General features: G+C 69.1%; 13 protein-coding genes. 9 read left to right on the top strand and 4 right to left on the bottom strand.

The genetic code is table 11. The features are described 5' to 3' along the window. The first annotated feature begins 90 nt into the window (after positions 1-90). Positions 91-1959 (top strand): Xaa-Pro dipeptidyl-peptidase, encoded by a 1869-nt coding sequence (locus ACLJPX_RS39095; RefSeq protein ID WP_410605326.1) that lies wholly within the window; start codon positions 91-93, stop codon positions 1957-1959. Between the two features lie 73 nt (positions 1960-2032). Here the strand turns inward: ACLJPX_RS39095 and ACLJPX_RS39090 are convergent, their stop codons facing one another. Genes ACLJPX_RS39090 through ACLJPX_RS39080 form a run of 3 tightly spaced genes read right to left on the bottom strand, consistent with a single transcriptional unit; the run spans position 2033 to position 4126 of the window. Then, entirely contained in the window at positions 2033-3229 is a 1197-nt protein-coding gene (locus ACLJPX_RS39090) for a cation:proton antiporter (protein ID WP_410605297.1), read from the bottom strand. 6 nt (positions 3230-3235) lie between these two features. Beyond that, the gene (locus ACLJPX_RS39085) at positions 3236-3718 is read right to left on the bottom strand and encodes a cation:proton antiporter regulatory subunit (RefSeq protein ID WP_076167978.1); all 483 of its coding nucleotides are present in this window, start codon (positions 3716-3718) and stop codon (positions 3236-3238) included. Positions 3719-3733: 15 nt separating this feature from the next. Then, a complete protein-coding gene (locus ACLJPX_RS39080) occupies positions 3734-4126 on the bottom strand; it encodes a DUF4267 domain-containing protein (RefSeq protein WP_410605296.1) in 393 nt (130 codons plus the stop codon). A 91-nt stretch (positions 4127-4217) separates the two neighbouring features. On the opposite strand from ACLJPX_RS39080, the gene ACLJPX_RS39075 reads away from it, so the two are divergent. The 6 genes from ACLJPX_RS39075 (at position 4218) to ACLJPX_RS39050 (ending at position 13346) form a co-directional block, all read left to right on the top strand. Beyond that, entirely contained in the window at positions 4218-4796 is a 579-nt protein-coding gene (locus ACLJPX_RS39075) for a TetR/AcrR family transcriptional regulator (RefSeq protein ID WP_101608724.1), read from the top strand. A 91-nt stretch (positions 4797-4887) separates the two neighbouring features. Next, positions 4888-5592: a (d)CMP kinase gene (gene cmk, locus ACLJPX_RS39070; protein ID WP_410605325.1), complete on the top strand. Its 705-nt coding sequence runs from the start codon at positions 4888-4890 to the stop codon at positions 5590-5592. Further along, positions 5589-6263 (top strand): lysophospholipid acyltransferase family protein, encoded by a 675-nt coding sequence (locus tag ACLJPX_RS39065; RefSeq protein ID WP_410605295.1) that lies wholly within the window; start codon positions 5589-5591, stop codon positions 6261-6263. Before cmk ends, ACLJPX_RS39065 begins: the two co-directional genes overlap by 4 nt. 4 nt (positions 6264-6267) lie before the next feature. Continuing rightward, a complete protein-coding gene (gene der / locus ACLJPX_RS39060) occupies positions 6268-7761 on the top strand; it encodes a ribosome biogenesis GTPase Der (protein ID WP_410605294.1) in 1494 nt (497 codons plus the stop codon). Between the two features lie 246 nt (positions 7762-8007). Beyond that, positions 8008-11910, top strand: a complete 3903-nt coding sequence (locus tag ACLJPX_RS39055) for a Pls/PosA family non-ribosomal peptide synthetase (protein WP_410605293.1) — start codon at positions 8008-8010, stop codon at positions 11908-11910. A gap of 20 nt (positions 11911-11930) precedes the next feature. Next, complete coding sequence (locus tag ACLJPX_RS39050) at positions 11931-13346, top strand: M1 family metallopeptidase (RefSeq protein WP_410605292.1); 1416 nt, start codon at positions 11931-11933, stop codon at positions 13344-13346. Between the two features lie 164 nt (positions 13347-13510). On the opposite strand, the gene ACLJPX_RS39045 is transcribed toward ACLJPX_RS39050, so the two are convergent. Next, positions 13511-14881 carry an IS1380 family transposase gene (locus ACLJPX_RS39045; protein ID WP_410605291.1) on the bottom strand — a complete coding sequence of 457 codons (1371 nt, stop codon included), beginning with the start codon at positions 14879-14881 and terminating at the stop codon, positions 13511-13513. Positions 14882-15127: 246 nt separating this feature from the next. On the opposite strand from ACLJPX_RS39045, the gene ACLJPX_RS39040 reads away from it, so the two are divergent. Continuing rightward, complete coding sequence (locus ACLJPX_RS39040; protein WP_410605290.1) at positions 15128-16069, top strand: hypothetical protein; 942 nt, start codon at positions 15128-15130, stop codon at positions 16067-16069. Between the two features lie 62 nt (positions 16070-16131). After that, positions 16132-16935, top strand: a complete 804-nt coding sequence (locus ACLJPX_RS39035; RefSeq protein ID WP_410605289.1) for a tyrosine-type recombinase/integrase — start codon at positions 16132-16134, stop codon at positions 16933-16935.

The raw sequence follows: 16935 nt of genomic DNA, 5'->3' as shown, positions 1-16935 counted from the left end.
TTTCCGCTCTACTGCACCGATGAGCATCGCGTTTAGCTCTTCCTGACGGGCTTTCAGCCGACGGGGAAGGGCTCGACCGTGAAATCAGTTGTGCTGGCAGGGATTCTGGCGGTCGCCGCGGCCGTGGTCGCGGCGCCACCGGCCGTGGCGAAACCGCGGGGCAGCGAACCGGTCTACGACTTCGCCCAGGCCGTCCGCGAGACGGCTTGGGTGGACATCGGGCTCGACGGGGACGGCGACGGCCGCTCCGACCGGGTCGCCGCCGACATCATCCGGCCGAAGGAACCGGCGGCGCAGGGCAAGAAGGTCCCGGTCATCATGGACGCGAGCCCGTATTACTCGTGCTGTGGCCGGGGCAACGAGAGCGAACTCAAGACCTACGACTCGGCGGGCAGGCCGGTCGGGTTCCCGCTCTACTACGACAACTTCTTCGTCCCCCGCGGGTACGCCGTGGTCCTGGTGGATCTGGCCGGTACCAACAAGTCCCGCGGCTGTACCGACGTCGGCGGGCCCTCGGACGTCAACTCGGCGCGCAAGGTCGTCGACTGGCTGAACGGCCGGGCCAACGGCTACACGACGGCGACCGGCTCGGCCAAGACGCTCGCTTCGTGGTCGACGGGCGCGGTCGGCATGATCGGGAAGTCCTACGACGGCACGATCGCCAACGGCGTCGCCGCGACCGGTGTCGACGGGCTCAAGACCATCGTGCCGATCGGCGCGATCAGTTCCTGGTACGACTACTACCGCTCCGACGGCGCGAGCCTGCGCCAGGGCAGCCCGGCCGGGCTGGCTCAGACGGTCTCCCAGCGCAACGGCGGCCAGAACTGCAGCGCGGCGAACCGGAAGCTCACCGAGGGCGCGACCTCGAACGGCGACTACAACGCGTTCTGGCTCGACCGGGACCACGTGCAGAGCGCCTCGAAGGTGAAGGCCAGCGTGCTCGCTTCGCACGGGCTGGGCGACCTCAACGTCAAGACGATCAACTTCGGGCAGTGGTGGGAAGCGCTGAACGTCGAGCGCAAGGTGTGGCTGACGCAGGCCGGTCACGTCGATCCGTTCGACTACCGGCGGTCGGCGTGGGTCGACACCCTGCACAAGTGGTTCGACCACTACCTGCTCGGCGTCGACAACGGCATCGAGAAGACGCCGGGCGCGAGTGTGGAACGCGCTCCGGACGTGTGGGTGGACCAGGCGGCGTGGCCCGCGGGCAGCGCCGTCACCCTGCGTCCCGCGTCAGGGAGCACTCCCGGCGTCGGCACGCTCGGAACGACCGCGGGGACGGGCACGGCGTCGTTCACCGACTCCTCCGGCCAGTCCTCGAACAGCTGGGCCGCACGGCCGACGGAAACCTCGAACGGACGTGTGCTGTTCAGCACCGGCGCGCTCGCGAAGGACCTCCAGGTCTCCGGGACCGCGAAGGTGACGGTGACCGCGACGCCGTCGACGTCCACGGCGCGGCTTTCGGCGATCTTGGTGGACTACGGCCCGGCGACCATCCGGAACTACACCGGGCCCAAGGAAGGCATCAAGAACGAGATGACCCAGTCGTGCTGGGGATCGAGTGCTTCCGGTAACGACGCCTGCTACCTGAACACGAGTGCCGACTCGGTTTCGGTGGGGCTGAACATCATCAGCCGCGGGTGGGCCGACCTGGCCAACTACCGTTCGCTGACCCAGGAATCGCCGCTGACGCCGGGGCAGCCGTACACGATGACGTTCCGGCTGGCGAGTACGGATCACGTCGTCCCGCAGGGACATCAGCTCGCGCTGATCATCGGCGGGACGGACGGTTCGTTCATCGGCGGGCCGTCGCAGTACCCGAAGATCACGGTGGACCTGGGTAGGACGTCGCTCGCGCTGCCCGTCTCGGGCGCGGGTCCGTCGGCCGTCCCGGCGGCGCTTCCGGTGGCTCCGGTGCAGATCGCCCCGGCGGCTGTTTCGGGGCTTGAGCGCGGGTAGGCCAATGCTATGAAAGGCCCGTTACTTGCAAAATTTGCAAGTAACGGGCCTTTCATAGCGCGCGCGAGAGCGGTCAGCCGGTTTGGGAGGCGGGGCTTTTGGAACCGAAGGGACGGCGCTGCAGAGCGCGCGCCACCGGCTCGACGATCCGCGCGGCCGTCGGGCCGAGCACCGCCATCAGGAGTACGTACGCCGTCGCGAGGGCCGCGAGTTCGCCGGTCACCGCGCCCGCGGCCACCGCCAGCCCGGCGATGACGATCGAGAACTCGCCTCGGGCGACCAACGCCGCTCCCGCGCGAGCCCGGCCCATCTTCCCGATGCCCTGCTTGCGCGCGGCCCACCAGCCGGTGGCCACCTTCGTGAGTGTCGTCGACACCGCCAGCACGACCGCCCAGCCGAGGACCGGCGGGATCGAGGCGGGGTTCGTGTTGAGCCCGAACACGACGAAGAACACGGCCGCGAAGAGATCCCGCAGCGGTTCCAGCATGTGCGTCGCGTTCTCCGCCGTGGAACCGGAGATCGCGATCCCGAGCAGGAACGCGCCGACCGCGGCCGACACCTGCATCGCCGAGGCGATACCCGCGACCAGCAGTGCCGCGCCGAGGACCTTGAGCAGGAACACCTCGCGGTCCGGGCTGTCCACCGCGGCGGAGACGTAGCGGCCGAACTTCAGCGCGATCACCAGGACGACCGTGATCACCATCAGCGAGATCCCGACCGCCTTCATCCCGCCGAGGAAGCTCACCCCGCCGAGCACCGCGGTGAGGATCGGCAGGTAGAGCGCCATCACCAGGTCTTCGAACACCAGGATCGAGAGCACCACCGGCGTTTCCCGGTTACCGAGCCGCCCGAGGTCGCCGAGCACCTTCGCGATGATCCCGGACGACGAGATGTAGGTGACGCCCGCCAGCACGATCGCGCCGATCGGCCCCCAGCCGAGGATCAGCGCGACGATCGCGCCGGGCGCGGCGTTCAGCACGATGTCGACGAGCCCCGCCATCCACGAGCGTTTCAGCCCGGTGAACAGTTCGGCCGCCGAGTACTCCAGGCCCAGCAGCAGAAGCAGGAGGACGACGCCGATCTCGCTGGCGAGGTGGGTGAAGTCACCGATGTCGCCGAGCGGGATCAGCCCGCCCTGCCCGAAACACAGGCCACCGATCAGGTACAGCGGGATCGGGGACATCCCGATCTTCCCGGCGAGGCGCCCCAACACGCCCAGCCCGAAGAAGACCGCCCCGAGTTCGATCAAGGACAGTGCGGTGTGATCCATCCGCGATCAGCCGTACTTCAAGATCTTGACGGCGGCTTCGAGTCCTTCGGACGTCCCGACCGCGACGAGCACGTCGCCGGCGGTGAGGTTGAAGTCCGGGTTAGGGGAGGGGTGGACCTGCCCGGCCCGCATCACCGCGACGACCGAGACGCTCGTCCGCGTCCGCATGGCGGTGTCGCCCAGCGTCCGGCCGTCGAACGGCGACGAGGACTTGATCGGAAGCTGCTTGGTGTTGATGCCCGGCAGATCCCGGTGCTCCTCGGTGAGCTGGGCGACGAGCTGGGGCGCGCCGAGCAGGTTCGCCAGCGCGCCCGCCTCGTCGGTGCTCAGCGGAAGTGAGGCGAGACAGGCGTCCGGATCGTCCGTTTTGGACACGATCAGCTCGACATGCCCGTCGCGATGGGTCACGACGCCCACGCGGCGGCCGTTGCGAGTGGCGAAGTCCTTGCGGACGCCTATTCCGGGGAGCGGGGTCACTTCGACGTTCACGACGTCAACAGTAACTCACTGTCCGTTTCGCTTCGGCCGGATCAGGAACAGCGCCGAGATCACGACCATCAGGGCGGACGTCGCGCCGTGGATGCCGAGCGCGGCGCCGACGGACCCGTTGTGGGTCAACACGATCAGCATGTCGCCGAACGGGATGAACGCCAGCGCGAGGAGCGCCCAGCCCAGCGCGCGGACGTTCCGGAACAGGATCAGGGCGAGCACCACGAGTGCCGTCCCGATGTCGCGGACGCCTTTGACCGCGAGGATCGGATCACCCGCCGCCGGCATGGCCGGGAGGCCGAAGCCGCCCGTCTGGGTCTCCGGGAAGAACACGTAACCGCTCCCGAAGTAGAGGACGAAGAGCACGAGGGCGATGGACAGGGCGTAAGCGATCTTGATGCGGGTCATGGTCTCCGACTCCAAAAGCTAGCAGCGCTAGGAACACCGCAGACGCTAGCGCTAGCACCGCTAGCTTGTCTAGCGGTGCTAGGATATTCGTATGGTCACGAACCCCCGACGTGAGCGAGACCGCTCACAACGCGAACAGCTGATCGTCACCACCGCCCGCGAGATCGCCGAAGAGGAGGGCTGGGACGCGGTCACCACCCGGCGGCTGGCCGCGAAGATCGAGTACAGCCAGCCGGTGCTCTACAGCCATTTCTCCGGCAAGGGCGCGATCATGGCGGCCGCGGCACTCGAGGGATGCACCGAAATGGCCGCCCACCTGCGGCGGGGAGTCGGGACGGCGGAGGACTCGCGGGGCGCCTTGCTGCGGCTGGCCGAGAATTACTTCGACTTCGCCGACCGCGAACCCGCCCTCTACGACGCGATCTTCACCCTCGCCAGCGAACTGACCTTCGCCAGTCCGGACAGCCCCGCCCCGCTGAAGGACGCGTTCGGCGCCCTGCTCGAATGCGCGGGTCCGGCAGCGGGTGAGCACGATCCCGCCCTCTACACCGAGACCTTCTGGGCCGCCATGCACGGCCTGGTCACCCTCGAACGCAGCCGGCGGCTGCCCGCGGACGCGCGTGCGGAGCGGATCGGCATGCTCGTCGACCGGTTCGCCGTGGGCGGCTGAGGCTGGTCGGTCGCCACCAGGCAGAATGGTCGTCGATCAGGTGAGCGAAGACGAGCTGAGGAGAGTTTCGGTGGCGGGAGCCCTGCGTGGTGTGGTCGCGATGGACGGCCCGTCCGGGACCGGGAAATCCACGGTTTCGCGGAAGCTCGCGACGAAGCTCGGCGCCGGCTACCTCGACACGGGCGCGATGTACCGCATGGTCACCCTCGCAGTCCTGCGCGCCGGGGCCGACACGGCCGACGCGGACGCCGTCTTCGACGTCGCCCGGAAGGCCGAACTCGGCATCGGGACCAGCCCTGACGAAGCGACCGTGACCCTCGCGGGCGAGGACGTCGCCGCCGAGATCCGCGGCGCGGACGTCACCACCGCGGTTTCGCCGGTTTCGGCCGTCCCCGCGGTCCGCGAACTGCTGGTCGACCGGCAGCGCGAGATCATCTCCGAGGTGCTCGGCCGCGTCGGCGGCATCGTGGTCGAAGGCCGCGACATCGGCACCGTCGTCTCGCCGGACGCCCCGCTCAAGATCTTCCTCACCGCCTCGGCCGAGGTCCGCGCCGCGCGCCGCAGCGCGCAGGACTCCGCCGCCGGCCGCGAGTCCACCGTGGACGTCGCGAAGGCCGCGGTGGAACGGCGTGACCGCCTGGACTCCACGCGCGCGGCTTCACCCCTGCGCGCGGCCGACGACGCCGTCGAGGTCGACACCTCGGCGCTCAACATCGACCAGGTCATCGTCGCGCTCGCGGAACTGGCTCTGCACCGCGGTCTTCTCGAAGGCTGCCCCGCCGAGGCCGCCAGGTGAGCGCGAAAGGACTGCCCGAGGGCGCGAGCGATCCGTTTCACACCTTCGGCCGGGGGATCTCGAAGTTCCTCGTCCGGCCCGCGTTCCGGGTCCGGGTGCACGGTGCCGAACGGGTGCCGGCGTCCGGGCCGGTGGTGTTCATGGCCAACCACAGCTCGATGACGGAACCGGCGCTGCTGTTCGGAATGTTCTCGCGGCGCACCGCGTTCCTGGTCAAGGCGGAACTGTTCAAGGGTTTCGTCGGCTGGTTCTTCCCGAAACTGGGCCAGATCCCGGTGAAACGGGGTGCGGTGGACCGCAAACCGCTGATGATGGCGGTCAAGGTGCTCGAGGACGGCGGTGCGGTCGGGATCTTCCCCGAAGGCACCCGCGGCCTCGGTGACGCCGAAAACTTCGAGCGCGGCGCGGCCTTCCTGGTCCGCGCCGGGAAGGCGACCGTGGTTCCGGTCGCCACTCGGGGGACGTACAAGCCCGCCGGTGCCAAGAGGCGCTGGCGGCCACGCGTCGACATCATGGTCGGCGAACCTTTCACTCCCGAAATCGGGAAGGGAAGGACAGGGCTGGAGGAGGGAACCGAGCGGCTTCGCATCGCGCTCGCGGACCTCGTGAAGGCACTGGACGAATGGCGCTTGGAGCACGGGCTCCAAGACACGCGACAGAATGTGAAGTAACTGAATGAGTGAGCTTGACGGAGTCGGCGAGATCGACGGCTCCTGGTCCGACGAGTCCGAATTCACCGCGCTGGACGCCCAGATCGCCGCGGGCGAGGCCGAGGAGGAGGCGCAACTCGCGCAGCCGGTCCTCGCCGTCGTCGGCAGGCCGAACGTGGGCAAGTCCACCCTGGTCAACCGTATTCTCGGCCGCCGCGAGGCGGTCGTGCAGGACGTCCCCGGCGTGACCCGCGACCGCGTCGCCTACGACGCCTTCTGGGCGGGCCGCCGGTTCACCCTGGTCGACACGGGCGGCTGGGAGCCGGACGCGACCGGGCTGCAGGCCTCCGTCGCCGCGCAAGCCGAGATCGCGATGGCCACCGCCGACGCGGTGCTGCTGGTGATCGACGCCAGCGTCGGCGCGACCGCGACCGACGAGGCCGCCTCGAAGGTGCTGCGCCGCTCGAAGAAGCCGGTGCTGCTCGTCGCCAACAAGGTCGACGACGACCGCCTGCTCGCCGACACCGCGTCGCTGTGGTCACTCGGCCTCGGCGAACCGCATCCGGTCAGCGCGTTGCACGGCCGTAGTTCGGGCGACCTGCTCGACTCGATCGTCAAGGCACTGCCGACCATGCCGCGCGATGGCGACCGCGCGACCGCGGGCCCGCGCCGGGTCGCGCTGGTCGGCAAGCCGAACGTGGGCAAGTCCAGCCTGCTGAACAAGATCTCCGGCGAAGAGCGGTCCGTGGTGGACTCGGTGGCCGGTACCACCGTCGACCCGGTCGACTCGCTGGTCGAGCTGGACGGCGACATCTGGCGGTTCGTCGACACCGCGGGGCTGCGCAAGCGCGTCAACTCGGCCAATGGCGCGGAGTACTACGCGTCGCTGCGGACCAAGACCGCGATCGACGCGGCCGAGGTCGCGATCGTGCTGCTGGACGCCGCCGAACCGCTTTCGGAGCAGGACCTGCGGGTGCTGACCATGGTCGTCGAGGCGGGCCGCGCCTGCGTGCTCGCCTTCAACAAGTGGGACCTCGTCGACGAGGACCGCCGTCACGCCATGGTCCGTGAGCTGGACCGCGGCCTGGTGCGGGTGCCGTGGGCGGACAAGGTCAACATCTCCGCGCTCACCGGCCGGTCCGTGCGCAAGCTCGCGCCCGCGCTGCGGACCGCGCTGAAGTCGTGGGACCAGCGGGTGCCTACCGGTCAGCTGAACGGCTGGCTGGCCGACCTCATCGCCGCGACCCCGCCGCCGGTGCGCGGCGGCAAGCAGCCGAAGGTGCTGTTCGCGACCCAGGCTGGCATCCGGCCGCCGACGCTGGTCCTGTTCACCACCGGATTCCTCGAGGCGGGCTACCGGCGGTTCATCGAACGCAAGTTCCGTGAGCGTTTCGGCTTCGAAGGCAGCCCCGTCCGGGTGAATGTCCGGGTGCGGGAAAAGAAGCAAAGGCCCAAGGCAGGCGGAAAAGCGGCCGGTAAATCGACGGGCAAACCGTCGGGTAAACCAAAAGCACGCTGATTTCTCACGATGTAGGTGAATAGTTCACTGGGTGGACACGCCGATGACCTCGGGTTTCGGCGTGTCCATCGGTGAGTTTCGACACTCTGCCGAGACCCTCCCGAGATATGCCGTTGACCTGCGGTAAAGTCATTGGTCTGCTAGCGGGCGCCTCATTCGGAGAGCGAGCCCGAATGACGCACTTCGCGAAAGGTGTGTGATGGGCTTGCGCGCCCATGGTTCAGTCTTGCCCGTGGTGATGCCCCGATGACACTCACCGCCGATTCCCGGCCGATCGCCTGTGTCGCCGACGTCACCGTCGCCCCGTCACCCGCTCCGGTCGCCGACCGGGCCCTGTTCTGGTCCGGCCTCGGCGCCGGCGAGCGCACCCTGATCGACATCGTCGCCGAGACCGCCGCCCGCCACCCCAACGCGGGCGCGATCGAGGACGGCGAGACCACGCTGTCCTACCGCAAGCTCGTCGAGGAGATCGACGCCTACGGCCGCAAGCTGACCGCCAACGGGGTCGGCGTCGGCGACCGGGTCGGCGTCCGGATCTCCTCCGGCACCGCGGAGCTCTACGTCGCGATCCTCGCCATCCTGTCCGTCGGCGCCGCCTACGTGCCGGTCGACGCGGACGACCCGGACGAGCGCGCCGAGCTGGTCTTCGGCGAGGCCGACGTCGCCGCCGTCGTCTCCGATGGCGGCGCGATCACCGTCGTGGGCTCGCCCAGCGGCATCGAGGGCTCTCCCGCGCCGACCGACGACGCGTGGATCATCTTCACCTCCGGTTCGACCGGCAAGCCGAAGGGCGTCGCCGTCTCGCACGCCTCGGCCGCCGCGTTCGTCGACGCCGAAGCCCGGCTGTTCCTCACCGAGGAGCCGATCGGCCCCGGTGACCGCGTGCTCGCCGGCCTGTCCGTCGCGTTCGACGCGTCCTGCGAAGAGATGTGGCTCGCCTGGCGTCACGGCGCCTGCCTGGTCCCGGCGCCGCGTTCGCTGGTGCGGACCGGTGTCGACCTCGGGCCGTGGCTGGTCGCGCAGGGCATCACGGTCGTCTCGACCGTCCCGACGCTGGCCGCGCTGTGGCCCGCCGACGCGCTCGAAGACGTCCGCCTGCTGATCTTCGGCGGCGAAGCCTGCCCGCCCGAACTGGCCGAGCGTGTCGCCGTCGAAGGCCGCGAAGTCTGGAACACCTACGGCCCGACCGAGGCCACCGTCGTCGCCTGCGCCGCGCAGATGACCGGCGAGGGCCCGGTCCGGATCGGCCTGCCGCTGGCGGGCTGGCAGCTCGCCGTCGTCAACGAGGCGGGCGAACCGGTCGCGATGGGGGAGACCGGCGAGCTGGTCATCGGCGGTGTCGGCCTGGCCCGCTATCTGGATCCGGAGAAGGACGCCGAGAAGTTCGCGCCGCTGCCGTCGCTGGGCTGGCGCCGCGCGTACCGCAGCGGTGACATGGTCCGCGCCGAAGCCGAAGGCCTGCTGTTCCTCGGGCGTCTCGACGAGCAGGTCAAGCTCGGCGGCCGCCGGATCGAACTGGGCGAGGTCGACGCCGCGCTCCAGTCGCTGCCCGGCGTGCAGGGCGCCGCCGCCGCGATCCGCCGCACCAAGGCCGGAAACCAGGTGCTCGTCGGCTACGTCGTGCCCGCCGAGGGGACGAAGTTCGACCACGACGAGGCCGCGACCCGGCTGCGCGACCAGTTGCCCGCGGCGCTCGTCCCGCTGCTGGCACTGATCGACGACCTGCCGACCCGCACCTCCGGCAAGGTCGACCGCAACGCGCTGCCCTGGCCGCTGTCCACTGTGGACGCCGCCAAATCCGGCCTGTCGCCGACGGAGAGCTGGCTCGCCGAAGGCTGGGCGGAGATCCTGGGTGTCTCGGTCGACAACCCGAAGGCCGACTTCTTCAGCCACGGCGGTGGCAGCCTGACGGCCGCGCAGCTGATCGCGCGGATCCGCACCCGGCACCCGCAGGTGTCGGTGAACGACATCTACGCCAACCCGAAGCTCGGCGCGCTCGCGTCGATGCTGGACGCGCTGAGCGGCCAGAAGACCGAACGCCGCGACATCGCGCCGACCCCGCGCAAGGCCGGGATCATCCAGTCGTTGCTGATGGTCCCGCTGATGGGCCTGGTCGGCCTGCGCTGGACGACGATCGCGGCGACGCTGTCGAACGTGCTGTCGCTGGCCGGTTTCGCCTGGGCGCCGACGCTGAGCTGGGCGTGGATCGCCGTCGCGTGGGTCGCGCTGTTCAGCCCGGCGGGCCGGATCGCGATCTCGGCGACCGGTGCGCGGCTGCTGCTGCGCGGCGTCCGTCCCGGCAGCTACCCGCGTGGCGGGAATGTCCACTTGCGACTGTGGGCGGCGGAGAAGCTCGCCGAGTTCAGTGGTGCGGACAGTGTCGCGGGCGCTTCCTGGATGACGACGTACGCCAAGGCTCTCGGCGCGCGGATCGCCAAGGACGTCGACCTGCACTCGCCGCCGCCGGTCACCGGCATGCTGAAACTCGGCCGCGGCGCCGCCATCGAGCCCGAGGTCGACCTGACCGGGCACTGGGTGGACGGCGATCTCGTGCACATCGGCAAGATCCGGATCGGCGCCGACGCGCGGATCGGCGCGCGCAGCACGCTGTTCCCGGGTGCGCGGATCGGCAAGGGCGCGGAGATCGCGGCCGGGTCGACCGTCCGCGGGAACGTGCCCGCCGGGCAGCGCTGGGCCGGTGCCCCCGCCGCCCCCGCCGCCAAGGACGCGCTGAAATGGCCGGAGAGCCGCCCGCCGCGTTCGCGGTTCTGGGCCACGGTCTACGGCGTGACCTCGGTCGCGCTGGGACTGCTGCCCGCCGTCGCCGCCTTGCCCGCCGTCGCGGTGCTGGGCTACGCGATCGCCGGGGCGCCCTCGCTGGGCGCCGCGCTCGGCCAGGCGTTGCTGCTCACGCCGCTCGCCACCATCGCGTACTTCGTGAGCTACGCCCTGCTCGTGCTCGTCGGCGTCCGGTCGCTGAGCATCGGCATGGTCGAGGGCTACCACCCGGTCCACGGCCGCGTCGCGTGGCAGGTCTGGGCGACCGAACGGCTGATGGGCATGGCGCGTGAAGGGCTGTTCCCCTTGTACGCCAGCCTGTTCACCCCGGTGTGGCTCCGGATGCTCGGGGCGAAGGTCGGCCGCAACGTCGAGGCGTCCACCGTTCTCGCGCTGCCGAAGATGACCCAGGTCGACAGCGGTGCCTTCCTCGCGGACGACACGATGGTCGCCACCTACGAACTCGGCCACGGGTGGCTGCACGTCGCGCCCGCCCGGATCGGCAAGCAGGCGTTCCTCGGCAACTCGGGGATGGCCGCGCCCGGCCGTTCGGTGCCCAAGCGCGGCCTGGTCGGCGTGCTGTCTTCGGCCCCGCTGAAGGCGAAGAAGGGCTCCTCGTACCTCGGGATGCCGCCGCTGCCGGTCCGCCGGTCGGTCGGCGAGTCCGACACGAGCCGCACCTACACGCCGCCGCTGCGGCTCAAGGCGGCCCGTGCGCTCGTCGAACTGTGCCGCATCGTGCCGGTGATGTGCGGCGTCGCGCTGACCGTGCTGGTCGCCGCCGGGATCTTCGCGCTCGCGTCGTCCTTCGGGTTCCTGGTCGCGGTGCTGCTCGGCGGGCCGCTGTTGCTCGCCGCCGGTGCCGTCGCCGCGCTGACCGCCACCGCGATGAAGTGGCTGCTGGTCGGCCGGTTCCGCGCGATCGACCATCCGTTGTGGAGCTCGTTCGTCTGGCGCAACGAACTCGCCGACACCTTCGTCGAGGCGCTCGCCGTGCCGTGGCTGATCGGGTCGCTCGGCGGCACGCCGCTGCTGCCGGCCTGGCTGCGCACCATGGGCGTCAAGATCGGCAAGGGCGTGTGGCTGGAGACGTACTGGCTGCCCGAGTCGGACCTGGTGAGCCTGGGTGACGGCGCGACGATCAACCGCGGCTGCGTCGTCCAGACGCACCTTTTCCACGACCGGATCATGACGATGTCGCCGGTGACCCTGGACGAGGGAGCGACGCTCGGGCCGCACGGTATCGTGCTGCCTGGCGCGAGCATCGGCGCGCGGACGACCGTCGGACCGGGGTCACTGGTGACCCGGGGCGACGCGGTTCCCGCCGACTCGCGCTGGCTCGGGAATCCCATCTCGACCTGGACGAAGTAGGGAAGCGGGGTCTTTCGCGGGTGATTTCGAAGGCCTCCGCGCAGCCCTCGCCCGGCGCGGACACCTCCGGCGACTCCTATCTGCCCCATCACGGTAACGGCGGTTACCGGGTACGGCACTACGATCTGGAGCTCGACTACAAGATCGGTCCCAACCGGCTGTCGGCCTCCGCGGCCATCACCGCGGAGGCGACGCAGGCGCTTTCGCGCTTCACACTCGACTTCGGCGAGTTCCGCATCAACCGGGTGCTGGTCAACGGGAAACCGGCCAAGTACACGCGGCGCGGGCACAAGCTGCACGTGAAGCCCGCGAAGTCGCTGGCCGCCGGTTCCGAGTTCCTGGCGGAGGTCTTCTACGTCGGCAATCCGCGGCCGCTGCCCGGGCTGTGGGGCGACATCGGCTGGGACGAACTGACCGACGGTTCGCTGGTGGCGAGCCAGCCGGTCGGGGCGCCGTCGTGGTTCCCCTGCAACGACCATCCCGCGGACAAGGCGACCTACCGCGTCGCGCTGACGACGTCGTCGCCGTACCTCGTGGCCGTCACCGGGAACCTGGTGTCGCGACACGAGCGCGCGAGCACCACGAAGTGGGTCTTCGAGCGGCCGGAGCCGACGCCGACGTACCTGATGAGCGTCCAAATAGGACGGTACGACGACGTCGAACTGGTCTCCGGTCCCCAGGCCGGGTGGCTTTCGCTGCCTTCGGTGTCGGCGTACCGGATCAGCTTCGACGGTGACTCCGTGCTCGCCTCGGTCCCGCAACGGGCCGCCGTCCCGCCACGCCTGCGCCGGCCTTTCGAGCGCGATTTCGGGCGGCAGGGCAAGATCATGGACTCGCTGCAGCGGTTGTTCGGTCCCTATCCGTTCGGTGAGTACGTCATCGTGGTCACCGACGACGACCTCGACGACCCGATCGAAGCGCAGGGCATGTCGATCTTCGGCGCCAACCACGTCGACGGGCGGCGCACCCACGAACGGCTCGTCGTGCACGAACTGGCGCACCAGTGGTTCGGCAACAGCCTGACCGTCGCCGACTGGCGGCACATCTGGCTGAACGAAGGCTTCGCGACGTACGCGGAATGGCTCTGGTCCGAGGAATCCGGCGGGCAGAGCGCGCACACCTGGGCGAAGACGTGGCACGCACGGATGAAGGCGAAGCCTGCGGATCTGCGGCTGGCCGATCCCGGGGTGTCGCGGATGTTCGACGAGCGGGTCTACAAACGCGGCGGCCTTCTGTTGCACGCCTTGCGTTGTACGGTCGGCGACGCGGTGTTCTTCCCGCTGGTGAGGGCCTGGGCGGTGGAGAACCGGCACGGTCTGGTGACCAGCGATGCCTTCGTCGCGCTGGTTGAACGCTTTGCTGGTCGGTCGCTCGCCGCTTTCTTCGACGCCTGGCTCACCGACCCCTCGCTGCCCCCGCTGCCCCCGCTGCCTTGAGGTGCCCCCAATGTGGCATTGGGGACACTCAACCTGGATCCACCGGCGTGCTTGTCGGATGATCTTGATGGTGGTTGTTGATCATGTGTTCGGTTGGTGGTCGTGGTGGATCACCGGTCGTCGCATCCGGTGTGTCCACTGTGGTCTGGTTGTCGGGGTGGGGGTCAGGTTGTTCGGTGTGTTGCGGTGAAGAGTGCCTGGTAGGCGGTTTGCCAGGGCCAGTTCGCTGGTAGTCGCAGGGTGATGCGGCGGGCGGTGCGGGTGATGCGGGCGGGGATGGTGATCAGCTGTTTGCGCAGCGTTCCGGTGCGGGCTTTGGCGTGAAAGGCGCTGGTCAGGCAGCCTGTGGCGCGCAGCAGGTTGTGGGTGAGGACCGCGAGGACGAGCCAGGCATGGTTGGCGGGGAACCGGCCGGAGGGGAAATGCGCGAGGGCGGCGTCGTTGAGGTCGGCGAAGACCTGCTCGATGATCGCGTGCTCGCGGTGATGTTTGTCGGCGACGGGCAGGTCGAACCGGGTGTCGGTGAACACCGCGTGATAGTGGAAGACGCGGAACAACTCGCCCTGGTCGTTCCGCGTGAACCTCGGGGTGCGGCGGACCAGCAGCCGTGCGGTGACCTGACGGCCGGGATTCTCGGCGGCGTGGACGAACGCGGTCAGGGTGGTCTCGGCGATCTCGGCGTGTGTGATCACCTCACCGGTCTCCGGATCGGGAATCGGATGCCGGTAAGCGATCTCGGTCCAGGCGTCATCGTCGATGGCGTTGATCACGTTCTTCACTGCCGCGTTTTTCTGGGCGGTGACCGAAAAATACGCTCCTGTCCGGCGGATCGCGGCGATGATCGGGCCGGTGAAGAACGCCGAATCCGCGCGGACCACGATCATTCCCCTCGCTCCGGCCCGGCGCGCCAGACCGATCGCCTCGGTGATCATCGATGCCGCCCCGCGCCGGGAATCACAGTTCCCGCCCCGCAGCCGAGCGGTCAGGATCGCCGGCGCGCAGACCGGGGACGACAACGTGGCGACCAGGTGATTCAGGCCGCGGACCCCGTTGTAGGCGATGCCGCTGCCTTGTTTGCCGTGGCCGTAGGTTTCCTTGATCTTCGCGTCGATATCGATGAACGCGAGCCCCTCGACACCGGCCAGCAGCGACGGAACCCGCCCCGCCAGCCGGACCACCGCCTCCGAGGCCACCGACGCGAGCTGACGGACATGGCCGTGGGTGAAACCCCGCAGCCACGACCCGCAGGTCGAGGGCGCCCGCAGACCGGTGAACAACCGGCGCATCCCGCCATGCCGGACCACGTCCAGGTCCTCGATCGAATCCGCCCCGGCCACCATCCCAGCCACGACCGAGAGTGCTTTCGCACCCGAGTGCGCACCAACCGGAATCCCCAGGTCAACCCACTGATCGATCAGGCCACCGAGGCCGATGTCCTCCGCCAGCCGCAGCACCGGCACCAGCCCCGCGCACGACACGAGACCCACATCATCGAACCTCACCGACACCGCCGAGGGAGTATGAGAAGATCGCATCCAGCAGATGCCCTCTCGCTAGGTGGTTTTTGTTCCGTCGCAAGAACAATCATCCCAAGCCAGAGGGCATTTGCGTCCCCGGACACACCCCAAACACCCATCAACACCGGTGGATCCAGGCTCAACGTCCCCAATGCCACATTGGGGGCAGGTCTGAGTTGTCCACAGTGGGGCTGATGTGGCGAGTTGTCCACAGTAAGCAAATCGGCGCTGGTGGGAGGTAGTGCCGCCGCCGATGATCTTGGGGTGCGAACTGGAGCGTGGGCTCGCGATCATGAGGCCCTGTACAAGCTGAGCCGCGATGGAGTGATCACTGTCGCGCGGCTGGTGGAGTTCGGTGTCTCGAAGAGGACCTGTTATCGGCGCTGCCGGCCGGGGCAGCCCTGGCAGCGGTTGCTGCCGGGAGTGATTCTGCTCTGCTCAGGACGGCCGACTCGCGGCCAAGTAGTCGAAGGCGCCCTGCTCTACGGCGGGCCGGAGGCGATTGTCACCGGACTTGAAGCCTGCCGCCGTCAGGGGTTGCGGGGGCCGAAGACCACGGCCGACCGGATTCATCTGCTGATACCCGCCTCCTGCAAAGTCAGCAGTGCCGGGTACGTGCTCGTGGAGCGGACCACGAGAATGCCCCGGCCCACGATCATCGGCGGAGTCGCCATGGCTCCGCTCGTCCGGGCGGCCCTCGACGAATGTCGTCGTTTCACCACGCGGGATCCCATCCGGGCGTTGCTGACCGAAGCAGTGCAGCGCGGCAGGCTGGATCCCGAGGTCCTCATCAGGGAACTCGAGGACGGCAGCGATCGCGGTAGCGCGTTGCCCCGCGAAGTACTGCGTGACGTCCTGAGGGGTGCGAGGTCGGTCGCGGAGATCGACGCGATGGCCGTCTGGCGTCGCACCGGTCTTCCGGAACCGTTGTGGAATCAGGAACTGAGGGATGCCGATGGCCGCTACATCGGGACTCCCGACGGCTATTTCGGGAAAGTCCGCCTCGCCTGGGAGATCGATTCGTACGACTTCCACTTCGCGCGAGCGCAGTACGCCGGCACGCTCGAGAGGAACAGCCGGTACACCGCCGAAGGAATCATGGTGCTGCAGACCCTTCCGGGCAGGTTGCGAACCGAGCCCGAGACGGTCGCCGCTGAACTCGTGGCCGCGCACAGCGCTGCCGAAATCAGGCTGATCCGCCGGTAAATCGGTGGTCCGCGACCAGGACGCCTCGCTACCGTCCCCTTGTCGACGCCGAGGGAGGGGCGATGGGAAGGAAGAGTCCGCAGGAGAAGAAGCGGCTGAGCTACGCCAAGGATCGCCGCAACCGCTACGGCGAGAACGACAAGTCCTCACGTAAGAACATCCCGCGTCACAAGCGGCGGGTGAACCGGGCGAACCGGCATCGTGAGCAGCAGGTGCTCAACGGCGCGCGGGGCTCGGCGGACATCGAGAGTGCCGCGATCGCCGAGGCGAGGTTGCTCAACACCCGGCCGCAGCGGTGGCAGAAGTCGGCCGGGGCCACGCTCGGCGTGCTCGTCCGGGGGAAGCTCGCCATGACGGACGAGCGAAGGGCCTTCGAGGCGGAAACCTTGTCGCCGTTGAGCGACGACGAACTGCGCGAGCTGCTGTCGGCGGCGGTGCACCTGCTGCCGCTCAGGGACGCGGCGATCCTGCATCTTCTGTACTACACGGGTCTTCGCGCCATCGAGCTTTCCGCGCTGGGTTTGCGGGACGTGTCGGCCGACGCCGTCATCGTCCGTGGGCCCCGGCAGCGCACGGTCCCGATTCCGCCCGAGCTCCGTCCATTGCTCGACGCCTACCTTCGAGAGCGTGAAGACGAGGGGACGACGTTCTTTCTCAGCAAGTGCGGTCGTCCTGTGCCGCCTGCCACCGTCAATCGCCTCGTGGTCGTCTTCGGGGTTCTGATCGGCTTGCCGGGATTGTCGGCGCGAACGCTGCGCAAGACCTTCGCCGTCAACCTTCGCCGGGCCGGGGTCGATCTCGACGACGCCGCCGCGATGCTCGGGCACGTGTCGCCTGACGCCACTCACGCCTACCTCGACGCCTGA

The sequence above is a fragment of the Amycolatopsis sp. lyj-90 genome (assembly GCF_046549035.1).
GTDB lineage: Bacteria > Actinomycetota > Actinomycetes > Mycobacteriales > Pseudonocardiaceae > Amycolatopsis.
This window is presented reverse-complemented; position numbering and strand designations above follow the sequence as displayed.